Annotated in this window: 12 protein-coding genes; 10 read left to right on the top strand and 2 right to left on the bottom strand. The window is 72.8% G+C overall.

Annotated features, from left to right (window positions below; translation table 11 throughout):
* Positions 1–118: 118 nt before the first annotated feature.
* On the top strand, positions 119–670 hold the full coding sequence (locus ACIRNI_RS23440) for a hypothetical protein (protein WP_403553949.1): 552 nt from the start codon (positions 119–121) through the stop codon (positions 668–670).
* Positions 667–2,214 (top strand): protein kinase, encoded by a 1,548-nt coding sequence (locus ACIRNI_RS23435; protein ID WP_403553947.1) that lies wholly within the window; start codon positions 667–669, stop codon positions 2,212–2,214. The genes ACIRNI_RS23440 and ACIRNI_RS23435 overlap by 4 nt, the downstream gene beginning before the upstream one ends.
* Positions 2,215–2,275: 61 nt before the next feature.
* On the opposite strand, the gene ACIRNI_RS23430 is transcribed toward ACIRNI_RS23435, so the two are convergent.
* Together ACIRNI_RS23430 and ACIRNI_RS23425 are read right to left on the bottom strand one after the other, a co-directional pair.
* Entirely contained in the window at positions 2,276–3,094 is an 819-nt protein-coding gene (locus ACIRNI_RS23430) for a class I SAM-dependent methyltransferase (protein ID WP_403553946.1), read from the bottom strand.
* 10 nt (positions 3,095–3,104) lie between these two features.
* Positions 3,105–5,543 (bottom strand): YfhO family protein, encoded by a 2,439-nt coding sequence (locus ACIRNI_RS23425; RefSeq protein WP_403553944.1) that lies wholly within the window; start codon positions 5,541–5,543, stop codon positions 3,105–3,107.
* A 138-nt stretch (positions 5,544–5,681) separates the two neighbouring features.
* On the opposite strand from ACIRNI_RS23425, the gene ACIRNI_RS23420 reads away from it, so the two are divergent.
* The 8 genes from ACIRNI_RS23420 to ACIRNI_RS23385 all read left to right on the top strand — a co-directional run bounded on the left by ACIRNI_RS23420 (position 5,682) and on the right by ACIRNI_RS23385 (position 14,209).
* The gene (locus ACIRNI_RS23420; protein ID WP_403553943.1) at positions 5,682–6,677 is read left to right on the top strand and encodes a glycosyltransferase family 2 protein; all 996 of its coding nucleotides are present in this window, start codon (positions 5,682–5,684) and stop codon (positions 6,675–6,677) included.
* The gene (locus ACIRNI_RS23415; protein WP_403553941.1) at positions 6,674–7,132 is read left to right on the top strand and encodes a GtrA family protein; all 459 of its coding nucleotides are present in this window, start codon (positions 6,674–6,676) and stop codon (positions 7,130–7,132) included. Before ACIRNI_RS23420 ends, ACIRNI_RS23415 begins: the two co-directional genes overlap by 4 nt.
* 275 nt (positions 7,133–7,407) lie before the next feature.
* Positions 7,408–7,938 carry a hypothetical protein gene (locus ACIRNI_RS23410; protein WP_403553940.1) on the top strand — a complete coding sequence of 177 codons (531 nt, stop codon included), beginning with the start codon at positions 7,408–7,410 and terminating at the stop codon, positions 7,936–7,938.
* Positions 7,939–8,302: 364 nt separating this feature from the next.
* The gene (locus ACIRNI_RS23405; protein ID WP_403553938.1) at positions 8,303–8,938 is read left to right on the top strand and encodes a SurA N-terminal domain-containing protein; all 636 of its coding nucleotides are present in this window, start codon (positions 8,303–8,305) and stop codon (positions 8,936–8,938) included.
* Between the two features lie 9 nt (positions 8,939–8,947).
* Positions 8,948–9,907 (top strand): nucleoside triphosphate pyrophosphohydrolase, encoded by a 960-nt coding sequence (locus ACIRNI_RS23400; protein WP_403553936.1) that lies wholly within the window; start codon positions 8,948–8,950, stop codon positions 9,905–9,907.
* A 31-nt stretch (positions 9,908–9,938) separates the two neighbouring features.
* Positions 9,939–11,819: a hypothetical protein gene (locus ACIRNI_RS23395; protein WP_403553935.1), complete on the top strand. Its 1,881-nt coding sequence runs from the start codon at positions 9,939–9,941 to the stop codon at positions 11,817–11,819.
* A complete protein-coding gene (locus tag ACIRNI_RS23390) occupies positions 11,816–13,105 on the top strand; it encodes a cytochrome P450 (RefSeq protein WP_403553933.1) in 1,290 nt (429 codons plus the stop codon). The genes ACIRNI_RS23395 and ACIRNI_RS23390 overlap by 4 nt, the downstream gene beginning before the upstream one ends.
* Before the next feature lie 165 nt (positions 13,106–13,270).
* Positions 13,271–14,209 carry a transglycosylase family protein gene (locus ACIRNI_RS23385; protein WP_403553931.1) on the top strand — a complete coding sequence of 313 codons (939 nt, stop codon included), beginning with the start codon at positions 13,271–13,273 and terminating at the stop codon, positions 14,207–14,209.
* Positions 14,210–14,401 lie beyond the last annotated feature (192 nt).

Below are 14,401 nucleotides of genomic sequence, written 5' to 3'. Positions count from 1 at the left end.
CCAGCGATCAGGAGGGCGGCCGTTTCGTACAACCCTGGGGCGGCTGTCGGTGTCGGTGTATACGCTCGAGTTCCTCTGATCCGCATCCCTGGAGCGACGTATGCACGGGCACGCGCCCATGACGCCCCCGCGTCCCGCCGTGACGGCGGGCGTGATCGCCGTGCGCGTGATCCTCTGCCTCCTGATCGTGCTGACGCTCGGCATGCTCGCCTGGGTGGCCATGCTGCGGATCGCGATCGTGCGCCGTACGGGCCGGGACTGGGCGCTGTTCTGGTGCCAACTGGTGGTGAACATCGGCTGCCTGGTGACCCTGGAAGAGCACTTCGCGGACCACTGGATCTCGAACGTCGGCATGGCCGGGCTGCTGGTGCAGATGGTCGGCGTCGTCGTGTACTACCTGATCGTCGACATCCACCACCGTCAGCGGGCCACGGCGGCACCCGTACCGCCCCTGCCCCCGTACGGCCCGCCGCAGCCCGTGCAGATGCCGCCGCAGCCGTACGGATACGGACCGCCCGCCACACCACCCCCCACGCCCCCGGCGCAGCCCCAGCCCCAGCCGCCCCGTATCGACCAGGTGCGCGCCGAGCTCGACGAGCTCAGCCACCTGCTCCGCAGGGACCCGCGGAACCCCGGAGACCCGCGGAACCCGGGAGGAGACAGCCGGTGAACGGGCGGATCATCGCCGACCGGTACGAACTGTCCACCGTCATCGGCCAGGGCGGCATGGGCCAGGTCTGGACGGCCTACGACGGCCGCCTCGACCGCCGCGTCGCCGTCAAGCTGCTGCGTCCCGACCACATGGCCGCCGCCACCGCCGCCGAGGAGATGCGCCGCCGCTTCGTGCGCGAGTGCCGCGTCACCGCCCAGGTCTCCCACCCCGGCCTGGTCACCGTCCACGACGCGGGCAGTGACGGCGACGACCTCTACCTGGTCATGCAGTACGTCGAGGGCGCCGACCTCGCCGACCACCTCGCCGAGCACGACCCGTACCCCTGGCAGTGGGCCGTCGCCGTCGCCGCCCAACTGTGCGGCGTGCTCGCCGCCGTGCACGCCGTGCCGATCGTCCACCGCGACCTCAAGCCCCGCAACGTCATGGTGAAACCGGACGGCACCCTCACCGTCCTCGACCTCGGCGTCGCATCCGTCATCGACACCGACACCACCCGCCTCACCCACACCGGCTCGCCCGTCGGCAGCCCCGCCTACATGGCGCCCGAACAGGCCATGGGCGGCGCCGTCGGCCCGTACACCGACCTGTACGCCCTCGGTGTCCTGCTCCACGAACTCCTCAGCGGGAACGTGCCCTTCGCCGGTTCCACCGCCCTCGGCGTCCTCCACCGCCACCTGTACGAGCCGCCGCTTCCCGTGCGCCGCCTGCGCCCCGAGATACCCGAGGCCCTGGAGGCCCTGGTGCTGCGGCTGCTCGCCAAGGACCCGCAGCACCGGCCGTCCGGCGCGCAGGAGGTGTACGAGGTCCTCGCGCCCCTGCTGCCCGCACGCGGCGTCACGGCCGGGCCCCTCGACCCGACGCGCCCCTTCCTGCGCCCGTACGCGCCCTGGCCGGACCGTGCCGCCGCACCCCCGCCCCCGCCCCGCCCGCCGGTCGCGCCGGTCGCGACGACCGCCGCCGGACGGCCCGACGTCGCCGCCGCGGTCGACGAGGTGAAGCGACTCCTCGGCGAGGGCGGCATCACCCAGGCCGTGGACATCCTCGGCGGCATCCTCCCCGCGGCCGCCGCCGAGCACGGCGAGCACTCCCCGGTCGTCCGGATCCTGCGCAAGCAGTACGCGACGACGCTGATGGACGACGGCCAGTACCGCCGCGCCCTGCCCGAGCTGCGGCGCCTCGCGGACGACCGGACGGCCGAGGCGGGCCCGGCGGACCCGCAGACGCTCCAGTTCCGGTACGACGCCGCGCTCTGCCTGGAACAGCTCGGCGAGACCGCGGCCGCCCTCGCCGAATACCGCGCCCTCCTGCCGTACTACGAGAACGGCGGCACGACCGCGGCCACCGCGCCCGACCCCGGCCGCGCCTTCGACCTGCGCCACCGCATCGGCCACCTGCTGCTGGCGACGGGCGACCACTCGGCCGCGTACCAGCAGCTGCAGAGCCTGCTGTACGACACGGAGCGGGTCTACGGGCCGTACCACCCGCAGGCGGCGGAGCTGCGGCGCGCGCTGGAACGCCAGCAGCAGATGCGTACCTTCTAGAACGCAGGCTCCGGCGAGCGCCTGTCCGCCTGAGCCCCCGCCACGCTGCTGTAAGCCGCCGTTACGCCTCGGCCGCCCGGCAGTACACGGAGTCCGCCACCCGGCCCAGACCCGTGAGCCCCGCCGGGCGGGGCGGGCCGCCGACGGCCGTGACCACGACGGCGCCCGGTGCGGCGAGCTCCCGCACCGCCGCCAGGTCATGGCCGTCGCCGTCGACGACGATCACGCCGTAGCGCCGGTCGGCGACCGCGTCCCGTACGCACGCCTCCGCGAAGGAGCCGCGCACCAGCCGCGCCGCGTCGTCCGCCGGGCGCCCGCCGCCGAGCGCCAGGTTTCCGCGTACGACGTCCTCGCGGGCGGGCGCGCCGTCCAGCGGGTCGACGACCGTCAGCCGCGCGTCGAGGCCGCCGCGCTGGAGCATGCGCCGCAGCGCCGCCGCGAATAGGCCGTGCCGGGTGCCGATTTCGAGGACCTCGCCGTTCGGCGGCGCGAGCAGCGGCACGGCCGCGAGCCGTCCGCACACGTCGGACACGGACCCGCCGAGCCCGCCGGCCCCGAGCGCCTCCAGCGCGACCAGGTGGCGGTACGCGACGGTGATGTCGTGCCGCACGCGCTCGCCGCGCTCCCCGGTGACGGCGCCGACCTCGCGCACCAGCGCGTCGACCTGTGTCGCGGTGGGCATCCGGTCGCCGTCCCGCCCGGCCCGGTCGAGGAGCAGCCCGAGCCCGTAGCTCTGCCGCCGCAGGTCCGCCACCTCGTGGTGCAGGGCGTCCAGGTCCGACTGCAACGCCGTCGTGGCGCGCTCCAGGCGCTGCTCGACCAGGGCGAACGCGGGCTTCAGCACCCGCTTCGCCAGCCGGTTGCTCAGAAGAGAGGGCATGCGCCGCAAGCTACGCCGCACCGCCCCCGCGCGGGCCACGGGACGGTGCTGCTCCGGTGAAGTCTTGGTGGCGCGCAGCCGACGCCACGCGGCCGCGCCGCCGCAGCCGTACGCGTTCCCGCAGGCGTACGAGCGCCCAGCCCGCCCACACCGCCGCCGCGAGCGAGCCGCCCGCCGCCCCCGCCCGCAGGCCGGGTGGCCGGAAGGCACAGCTCACGGACGTCTGACCCGCCCTCACCCGTACGGCGACCAGGCCCAGGTACGAGTCCGCCGGGCGGCCTCCGCACCGCCAGCCCGCGATGCGCGGTGCCGCCAGGACCGCCGTACCGGCGCGGGCGCCCGGCGGCAGCTGCGCGCGCACGCCGTCGGGCGTAACGTCGACCGCCACCGCCGCGGTCGCCCGCAGCCGCGCCACGGCGTCCGCCAGCCGCGCCCGGTCCAGGCACCCGACGCTCCCGGACGGCGGGACGGTGCCACGGCCCTCCAGCACCACCCGCGCGCCCGCCGTGCGCTGCGTACCGAGCGGCGCCATCGCCGCGCGCCGCTTGGGCAGGCCGCCGCGCAGCTCGACGGACGGGCCGCCGCCCGCGGTGCCGAGCCGCGCCGTCCCGGTGAAGTCGGGCGCCCACACGAAGACGTCGCTGCCGACCGGACACGCGCCGTCCGCGGGGAGGTCGTAGACGCGTGACCCGAGCAACAGTTCCTGGTTGCGGAACGGCGATTCCCCGTACCGGAGTTCCCCGGTCCGCGCCCGGACCGTCACCAGCGGCAGAACGTCCGTCGTCCGCGGCACGGCGGCATCACGCCACCGCGCGCCCACCCCGAACAGCGCGTCCGTCACCGGGTTGTCCAGGGACTGCACGCTCCGCCCGTTCGACGTCCAGCCGCCGCCGAGCGCCGCCAGCGTGCGCGTCAGCACGGCGGGCGTGTGGCTGCTGTAGTACGCGGAGCCCTGCCCGCCGACCAGCAGCGGATCGTTACCGGTCAGCTGCGGCCGCCCGGGGTCGGTGCGGTACCGCGGCCACCCGTCCCCACCGGCCACCGCCGCCGCCCGGGCCGCGTGCTCCGCGCCCCACGCCGGGTAGTCGTCCAGCCGGGCCGGCCGCTCCCGGTCGGCGTACGCCGTGGTGGCCGCCGCCTGCACGGCCAGCGCGCCCGCCAGCAGCCCGGCGCCGACGACCGCGCGCCGAGGCTGGCGGCGTACGACGGCCACCGCGCCCACCGAGGCCGCCAGCCCGCCCGCGAACAGCGCGTACGACCACACCGTCGCCAGGCCCCCGAACGCCGCGCCCACCGCCACCACGCCCAGCACCGCCGTCCCGCCCAGCAGCGCCCGCCGCCCGGGCCAGCCGTACGACACGGCCGTCCACGCCGCGATGACGACCACCCCGGCGAACACGAACGTCTGGCGGTACGGACTGCCGTTGGGTGTGGCGAAGACGTGCCACACCAGGTGCGTGGGCTCCCACTGCGAGGACAGCAGGACCCCGGCCACCAGCCCGGAGAACGCCCACCGTTCCCGCACCGGCACCTTGCGGTGGAACGGCAGGGCCGCCGCGAGCAGCAGCGCGCCCGTCCCGACGAAGAGGGCCGGGGTGAAGAAGCCGTACGTCGCCGGGAGCGTCCGCGCCGCCACCTCCGCCCACCCGGCCGCCCGGAACTCCCGCGTCCACCCCGGATACGCGTGCCGCGACCCCAGGAACACCGGCACCAGCACCGGCGCCGCCAGCCCGATCCCGAGCAGCACGGTCCCGGCCGCCCGGCCGAGCACTCGCCACCCACCCGCCCCGCGCGCGAGCAGGACCAGCGCGGCGCCGAGCGTGGCCATGTACGCGGTGTAGAAGTTCGCCACCCACACCATCGCCACCACCGCCGGGCCCAGCAGCGGGCGCCGACCCGTACGGACCCACTCGCCCACCAGGCACAGCAGCGGGAAGCCGATCAGCCCGTCCAGCCACATCGGGTTGTACGACGCCTCGACGACGGCCCAGCCGCACAGCCCGTACGACGCGCCGAGCATCGCCGCGCCCCACCAGGGGCCACAGGCGGGGCCGGGGGCGCGCCGCGCGCGCAGCAGGACGGCCATGGCGCCCGCGGCGACCGCCGTCTTCAGGACCGTGATCACGTACACCGCGAGGTCGATCTCGTCGCGCGGGAAGAGCCCGACGAGCGGCGCGAAGGGGCTCGACAGATAGGTGCCGAGGTCCGGCAGGAAGGCGGTGCCGTACCCGGACTGCCAGTTCAGCAGCAGCCCGCCGTCCGCCCGCCCGTGGAGCAGGTCCCACAGGTGGGCGTGGAACGGTACGAACTGGTTGCCGAGGTCGTTGACGGCGCGCGTACGCGGCCCGAAGGGGAACGTACGGGCGACGGCGTCACCGGCGCAGACCGCGAGCGCGGTGAGCAGCCCGGCGAGCACACTCGCCCGGAAGGCGGAGGCGTCTCTCCGCATGATGGCCTGCATGATGGCGCCGAATATGCCAGCGCTCCGCCCCCGAAAAGCGGGCCTCGTACGCCAGTTCATTCAATGGTCGCCGGACCGCCATGTGCGTCGCCCGCCGGTGACACGCGCGTCCGTTGTCGTACTTCCGTGCTGATCTCGATTGTCGTGCCGTGCTTCAACGAAGAGGAGATCATCGGCCGCTTCCACGCCCGCGTGACCACGGAACTCGAACGCCTCGCAGCGGAAACCGGGACGGACTTCGAGCTGGTCTACGTCGACGACGGAAGCCACGACCGTACGCTCCCGCTGCTGGAGGAGATGGCGGCCCGCGACCCCCGCTCCCGTACGCACTACGTCTCCTTCAGCCGGAACTTCGGCAAGGAGGCCGCCATGCTGGCCGGCCTGCGCCACGCGACCGGGGACGCCGTCGTCCTCATGGACGCCGACCTCCAGCACCCGCCCGAGCTGCTGCGCCGCATGCTGGAGCTGCACGGCGAGGGCTTCGACCAGGTCGTCTGCCGCCGCACCCGCACGGGCGACCGCGTCACCCGCACCCTCGCCGCCCGCGCCTACTACCGGCTGATCAACCGCCTCGTCGACGTCGAGCTGGTCGACGGCGTCGGCGACTTCCGCCTCCTGTCGCGCCGCACCGTCGACGCGGTCCTGGAGCTCACCGAGTACAACCGCTTCTCCAAGGGCCTCTTCGCCTGGGTCGGCTTCCGCACGACGACGCTCGCGTACGAGAACGCGGCGCGCGAGCGGGGCCGCTCGAAGTGGACCTTCCGCAAGCTCCTCAACTACGGCCTCGACGGTCTGCTCTCCTTCAACGACCGCCCCCTGCGCGCCGCGCTCCACCTCGGCCTGCTGCTCGTCTCCGTCGCCGCCGTGTACGCCGCCTGGATCGTCGGCGCGGCCCTCGTGAACGGCGTCGACACCCCCGGCTACGTCACCCTCCTGGTCACGGTGACGGCGCTCGCGGGGGTCCAGATGGTGATGCTGGGGGTCGTCGGGGAGTATGTGGGGCGTATCTACTACGAGGTGAAACGCCGCCCGCACTTCCTGGTGAAGGCGTCGAACACCGCCGCGCCGCCACCCCGGCGGCCGCACCGTCCAGACCAGCCAGGGGAGCTCGTACGCCGATGACCGTCCAGGGCCGGATGGGCAGGATCAGGGGCCAGATCGTCAGGTTCGCGCTCGTGGGCGTGGTGAACACCGCCACGTACTACGGCTTCTACCTGCTGTTCCTGTCCCTGAGCCTGCCCTACGTGGCCGCGCACGTCGTCGCCTTCCTCCTCTCCATGACCGGCTCCTTCTTCCTGAACTGCCACTTCACCTACCGCACCCGACCGACCTGGCGGAAGTTCCTGCTGTTCCCGCTCACCAACGCCGCCAACTTCGTCATCACGACGACCGGCGTCTGGCTCCTGGTCGACGTGGCGGGCTTCTCCAGCCGGTACGCGCCCCTGGTGGCGGCCGCGGCGGCGATCCCGATCACCTTCGTCGTCTCGCGGACGATCATGCTGCGGCCCGAGCCGCCGAGCGCTCCTCCGGCGGGGCCGGCCGAGGCTGTGTCCTGCGCTCGACATGGCGAGGTATGAGCGAGATCCTGAAGAGGACAACTCGCACCGGTAACCCTCGTGCACATCAGTGGGCCGCGCACCGCGCAGTCGCCCGGCGACGCGGCCAGAGGGCGGTGCCGCACCCGAAGCGCGGTGCTCCACGGCCGCGGGCGACGGGACCGGGCCGGGCCCGGCCGGCCCGCACCCCCTCCGGCCGTCTCACATCAGCAGACACATGCTCCAAGGCCACATGCCGGTAGTCCCGGCTGCGTGCGCGCGATGGGAGACAAGCGATGAAGAGAAGGATCATTTCGGTGGCGACAGCGGCATGCTTCCTCACCGGAAGCGTGGGCGTCGGCGCCCTGGCCGCGGAGGCGTCCGCGGCACCGGCCATCACCTGCCAGGTGACCAAGGGAGCGGGCAAGACGTTCGGCGTCTCGGGGAGCGGCTTCCCGGACAACGAGAAGGTGACGGCCACCAACTCCAAGGGCGCCGTGGTGGGCACCACCACCACGCTGCCGGGTGGCGGGTTCGAGTTCACCGGACTGCCCAACGACACCTACACCGTGACGTCCAAATTCGCCAAGGTGACGTGCGCGAAGGCCAACGTGCCGGACGAGAAGAAGGAGGACAAGAAGAAGGAGGACAAGAAGAAGAAGGACGACAAGAAGAAGAAGGAAAACAAGGCGAAGGAGCAGTACCGCAAGGGTCACACCGACGGCTTCAACGCCATCAAGAAGAACTGCAACGCCAAGACTCCGAAGAACCTCACGGCCCTGGATCCGAACTACGAGAAGGGCTACAACGCGGGTGCGAAGCTCGCCGCGGACAAGTTCTGCAAGTAGCGTGCGCAGTCGGTGACATCCGGGCCGGGCGGTGCCACGTGGTCGCCGCCGGTCCGGTCCGTCCGGTCGACCTGCGCCGTGTGCTCCATCGGCCCGCCGGAGATTCCGGCCGGGCCACGCCCGTTCTCCCGCGTATCCCTTTTGCGCGACCGGTGGGCCGGTGAATCGTTGTCCGAAGCGGCCGGAAGAGCCGGCGACGACCGAATCGGCCACGGCAGTGGTGCCGAAGTAGTGGCCCAGACCACGTCCACTGCCTACCATCGATCACCGCAAGGTCGTTCCGCCCACCCGTCACCCGACCACCACCCCTCAACGAGACGCTTCGCGTCCCACCTGCTGAACTGACCCACGCCGGGAGGCTCCTTTGCACCGCCTGCATCGACGCGCGCTCTCCGTATCCGCCGCCCTGCTGGTCGCAGGGCCGCTGCTCACCGCCTGCGGGAGCGAGGCGCACCCAGGGGCCGCGGCCGTCATCGACGGGCAGCGGATCGAGGTCGCCGCACTCCAGGCGCAGGTCAGGGACGTGCGCAGTGCGCAGGAGGCGTCTCCGCAGGCCGCGGAGCTGATCAAGGCGACCGGGGACCTCAACCGCGAGAAGCTCAACGGGATGATCTTCGATCGGGTGGTGGAGAAGGTCGCCACCGACCACGGGATCACCGCCAGCCGCAAGGAGCTCCAGGAGACCCGGCGCTCGGCGGCCCGGCAGACCGGTGGCGAGGAGCAGCTGGCGGCGATGCTGCTCCAGCAGCAGGGCGTGGCGCCCGACGAGATCGACGACGTCGTCCGCCGCAACGTCCTCATGAACAAGATCGCCGAGAAGCTCGGGGCCACCAATACGCCCGAGGGGCAGCAGAAGCTCACGGAGGTCTTCGCCGCCGCCTCCAAGGCGCTCGACATCGAGGTGAACCCCCGGTACGGCGCCTGGGACAACGACAAGATCCAACTGGGCGAGTACCGGGCCCCCTGGATCCGGGAGCTCGGCGACCAGCGGCAGATGTAGGTTCGTGGGGTGAACGCTGACACCCCCGGCCGTATCGTCCTGCTCACCGCCAGCCACCGCGTCGCGCCCGGGCTGCTGTCCTGGCCCGCGTGGCAGACGCTGCACGCCGCCGACCGGGTGCTGTGCGCCGACGCGGACCACCCCCAGCTGCCGTACCTGCGCGAGGCGGGCGTCGCCGTCGAGACCGCTGCGCCCACCGCGCAGGAGCTCGTCGACGCCTGCGCAGGCGGCCGCACGATCGTGGTCCTCCCGTCCGGCGAGGGCGACAGCGCCCTCACGGACGGGCTGGCCCGCCTGGCCGGCTCCGGCCGCGTGGCCATGCCGGACCTGGAGCTCCTCCCCGGCTCGTACGACCTGCCGGGAGCCAGGCTGCTGGACCTGGTCGAGGTCATGGACCGCATCCGGCGCGAGTGCCCCTGGTCGTCCCGGCAGACCCACGAGGGCCTCGCCAAGTACGGCATCGAGGAGGCGTACGAACTCGTGGAGGCCATCGAGGACGGCGACCGCGACGAGCTGCGCGAGGAGCTCGGGGACGTCCTCCTCCAGGTCGTCTTCCACGCCCGGATCGCGCAGGAGCACGACGAGGAGCCGTTCTCGATCGACGACGTCGCGGGCACCATCGTCGACAAGCTCATCCACCGCCACCCCCACGTCTTCGGCGAGGAGCGCGCCGAGACGCCGGAGGAGGTCAAGGAGCACTGGCTCCGTACGAAGGCGATCGAGAAGCAGCGCGAGTCCGTGACCGACGGCGTCCCCCTCGGCCAGCCGGGCCTCGCCCTCGCCGCCAAGCTCGCGAGCCGGGTCCGCAACGCCGGACTCGACGTCCCTCTGCCCTCGGGTGAGGGCATCGGCTACGAACTCCTCGCCCTCGCGGTCCGCGCCGAGGCAGACGGCATCGACCCGGAGGCGGCGCTGCGGGCGGCGGGGCGGGCGTACCGGGACGCGATCCGGGCGGCGGAGCGCCGGTAGCGTTCCCTCACGGGACGGATGGGGCGGGGGAATGGACGAGGAGTCGCGGGCAGCTGAGGTGCCCGTCGTACGCAATGAGGTGTCGGGCGGTACGGCGTCGGCCATCGTCCAGTCCGGCTCGATCGGCACGGTCCACGTCGGTGCGGCCGCGCCGCCGGACCCGTTCCTCTGGCTGCCGGTCCGCGAGACGGACCCCGTGGCGCTGGGCGCGCGGCACGAAGGCACCTATGTCGAGCGCGACCGCGACGCCGAGTTGGCGGAGCTGAGCGGGCTGGTCGTCGTGACCGGCGAGCCCCTGTCCGGCAAGACCACGACCGCGTGGGCGGCGATGGTCCGCGCACTGCCGGACCACCAGGTGTGCGTCCCACCGCCGGGCGCCGACCTGCGGGTGCTGGCCCGGCATACCGGTGGCCCCTGGGTGCTGTGGCTCGACGAGCTGGAGAAGCACCTCCACGAGCGGGGCCTCGACGCGGGCCTGCTGGCCCGGCTCATGAGCCTCGGCGTGCCAGTGGTCGCGACGATGTCCGACGAGGCGTACGACAAGAACCGCTTCGGCTCGTCGGCGTACGCACGGGTGCTGAGCCGGGCGCGGACGGTGGAGCTGGGCCTGGAGTGGAGTGAGGCGGAGCTCACGCGGCTGTGGGAGAGCGACGACCCGGGCCACTGGTTCGCATTCGAGCGACGAGGCCGGACCGGCGTGACGCAGTACCTGGGTCTCGGCCCCGATTTGTGGGCAGAGTGGCAGCGCGCTCAGCGTCCGGCCAACCACCCGCGTGGCCACCGGCTGGTCAGGGCTGCCATCGACTTGGACCGTTGCGGGATCAGGGGACCGCTACCGGTGGAGCTGCTGCGTGAGGTGCACGAGTTGTACGACGCCGATGCCGCCTCCGGCGAGTCCTTCGAGGACGCTCTCGCCTGGGCGGCCCGGCCCCGGCTCGGAGTCACGGGCCTGCTCGTGGAGGAGGCGGAGGGCAGTTGGCGTGCGTACGGTGCGCTCCACGTGAACGTGCTGAACACGGATGCCGTTCCCCTGACACCAGACGCGGTCTGGGAAGCCGCCCTCGCGTACGACCCCGAGGCCGTGGGGCCGTTCGCAAGCGTCCACTACCGGGAGAGGGCGGAAGTGGGGGACACGGAGGCCATGTACCGCCTCGCGCGGCTCGACGACGATGAGACATGGTTCCGGAAGGCCGCCGACGCGGGGCACAAGGGCGCTTGCAGCGAGCTGGGTAGGCGGCTCGCCGAACGCGGCGAGACGCGGGAGGCGGAGCCGTACCTGGAGACCGCCGCCGGGGCGGGCGACGCGAAGGCGGCGCTGGAGTTGGGGAAGCTGCTGAGCGACCGGGCGATGCACTGGCTGGGAGTCGCGGCGGATGCCGAGGATCCCGAGGCGGCGCACCGGCTCGCTGACCTGTACGTGGGCATGGGCGAGGACGACAAGGCCTTCAACCTCTACCTGGCGGCGCTCGACCGGGGCGACGAGGGAGTCGCCGGCCGCCTCGGCGTCCTGCACCGCTACCGGGGTGAGGAACTCCTCGCCAGGCTCCTCTTCCGCCGGGCTGTCGACGCCGGGGACACCCAGAGACTGGCGATGCTTGAAGGCGGGGGGCGATCCGAGCGCGTCGCGGAGGAGTACCTCCGGAGCCGTGCCGCTGACCACGGACTGGACGCCGTCCATCTCGGCGTGCTCCTCGAAGAGCGCGGCCACACGCGCGACGCCGGCTTCTGGTACCTGCACGGCTTAACTCTCGGCGACTCCTACGGTGCCTTCCGCCTCGCGTGGCTCCGCGCCAAGGAGGGCAAGCTGGACGAGGCACGCGCATGGATGCGTAAAGCCGCCGAAGCCGGTCACCCCGTGGCCAAGAAGGCCCTCGCCGCCGAGGCGGACGGGGCGGATACCGTCGAGGGGTGAACGCCCCGAACCACGCGAACCCTGCCCCCGAGCTCTTCACCTGGGAGTTCGCCACCGACCCGTACCCCGCCTACGCCTGGCTCCGCGAGCACGCCCCCGTGCACCGCACCAAGCTGCCCAGCGGGGTCGAGGCGTGGCTCGTCACCCGGTACGCGGACGCGCGGCAGGCGCTCGCCGATCAGCGGCTCAGCAAGAACCCGGCGCATCATGACGAGCCCGCGCACGCCAAGGGCAAGACCGGCATTCCGGGGGAGCGGAAGGCGGAGCTGATGACGCACCTGCTCAACATCGACCCGCCGGACCACACGCGGCTGCGCAGGCTCGTCTCGAAGGCGTTCACGCCGCGCCGGGTGGCGGAGTTCGCGCCGCGGGTGCAGGAGCTGACGGACCGGTTGATCGACAACTTCGCTACAAAAGGGAGCGCCGACCTCATTCACGAGTTCGCGTTCCCGCTCCCCATTTACGCGATTTGCGACATGCTCGGCGTCCCGCCCGAGGACCAGGACGACTTCCGGGACTGGGCCGGGATGATGATCCGGCACGGCGGCGGGCCGCGCGGCGGGGTCGCGCGGTCGGTGAAGAAGATGCGGGGCTATCTGGCCGAGCTGATCCACCGCAAGCGCGAGGACCTCGGGGACGACCTCATCTCCGGGCTGATCCGGGCGAGCGACCACGGCGAGCACCTCACCGAGAACGAAGCCGCGGCGATGGCCTTCATCCTCCTCTTCGCCGGGTTCGAGACCACGGTCAACCTCATCGGCAACGGCGTGTACGCCCTGCTGCGCAACCCCGGCGAGCGCGCCAGGCTCCAGGAGTCCCTCGCCGCCGGTGAGCACGGGCTGCTGGAGACCGGGGTCGAGGAACTGCTGCGGTACGACGGGCCCGTGGAGCTCGCCACGTGGCGGTTCGCCACGGAGGAGCTCACCATCGGCGGGGAGCGCATCGCGGCGGGCGATCCGGTGCTGGTGGTGCTCGCGGCCGCCGACCGGGACCCGGAGCGGTTCGTGGAGCCCGACACCCTGGACCTGGCGCGGCGCGACAACCAGCACCTGGGGTACGGGCACGGCATCCACTACTGCCTCGGCGCGCCGCTCGCCCGCCTCGAAGGGCAGACCGCGCTGGCGACGCTGCTGACCCGGTTGCCGGACCTCCGACTCGCGGTGGATCCTGCGGATTTGCGGTGGCGCGGGGGGCTCATTATGCGTGGACTGCGCACGCTCCCGGTTGAGTTCACCCCCTTTGGGGAGGGTTCCAGCGGGCCACCGAGCATGACGATCCGTCAGTAATGTGATCTTCGCGTAATCTCCCCTGCATCGACTTGTGACTAGCGTTCGAATGCCGCTACGTTCACCGTCACCTCAGCAGTCACGCGAAAGGCACACCGCATGCGCTCCGGGAACGGCAGGCACCGTCGACCCCGTCAGGCCCCCGCCATCGTTGTCGCGGCAGGGGTGACCGGATCCGCCATCGCCCTTCCGCTGCTCGGCGCCGGCTCCGCGTCGGCCGTCGACGCCCACACGTGGGACCGGGTCGCCGAGTGCGAGTCCGGCGGCGCGTGGAGCGCCGACATGGGCAACGGCTTCTACGGCGGACTCCAGCTCTCGCAGGAGACCTGGGACGCGTACGGCGGCAAGCAGTACGCCCTGCGCCCCGACCTCGCCAGCCGCGCGCAGCAGATAGCCGTCGCGGAGCAGGTCTACGCCGCGACGGGCGTCAAGGCCTGGGAGACCTGCGCCCCCATCGTGGGCCTGGGCGGCGCCACCGGCGCGAAGCCGGACGCCGAGCCCGGTGCCACGCCCGGCGCGTCCTCCGGCACCGCGACGCCCGAGGCCACCCCGGACGCCGCTCCCGACGCGTCCGCTCCGGCCGACGCCGGCCAGCCGGTGGAGCCCACCGAGCCGGTGGCCCCCGCCGACCCGGTCGAGAGCCTCCTGCCGACCGAGCCGGCCGAGCCTGCCGCTCCCACCACGCCGGGAGCCGCACCGGAGACGGCGGCCCCGGCCGCCCCGCCCGTCCCCGGCAAGGGCAAGCACCGCGGCGCGCCCGACCCGGCGGAGCCCTCCGCGGAGTCCCCGGCGGCGACGGACCCGACGGCGACCGATCCGGCCGCGCCGGAAGCCGGGAACCCTACGAGTACCGACAATTCGGTCAGTGGGCGCGAAACGGACGGCCGCACCTCCCGAGGTGACGGCGCGACACGCGACCTGGCGGACGCCCAGCCGGGCACCTACACCGTCCGTCCCGGCGACAGCCTCTCCGCCATCGCCGCGGCGAAGGACCTCGAAGGCGGCTGGACCGCCCTCTACGACGCCAACCGCCAGACCGTGGGCGCCGATCCGGACCTCATCCTCCCCGGCCAAAGCCTCGATCTGGCCCCCGCGCAGCGCTAGTTGGCGGGGGGTATTGGTGCCCCTATGTCCGGATCTGCGCCAGTGAGACATGGGTCTCTTTGTGCCAACTGGCGCCTCACGAACGCACGATGTGTCCGATCCGCCCCTCACCTGCGCAAACGTCCGTCAAGCGCAGGGCGGTAGGGGCGGATTGACCCGGATGTCCGTCTTTGAACTTCACCGGGCTCTGTG

Source organism: Streptomyces sp. NPDC093546, from assembly GCF_044765045.1.
GTDB lineage: Bacteria > Actinomycetota > Actinomycetes > Streptomycetales > Streptomycetaceae > Streptomyces.
This window is presented reverse-complemented; position numbering and strand designations above follow the sequence as displayed.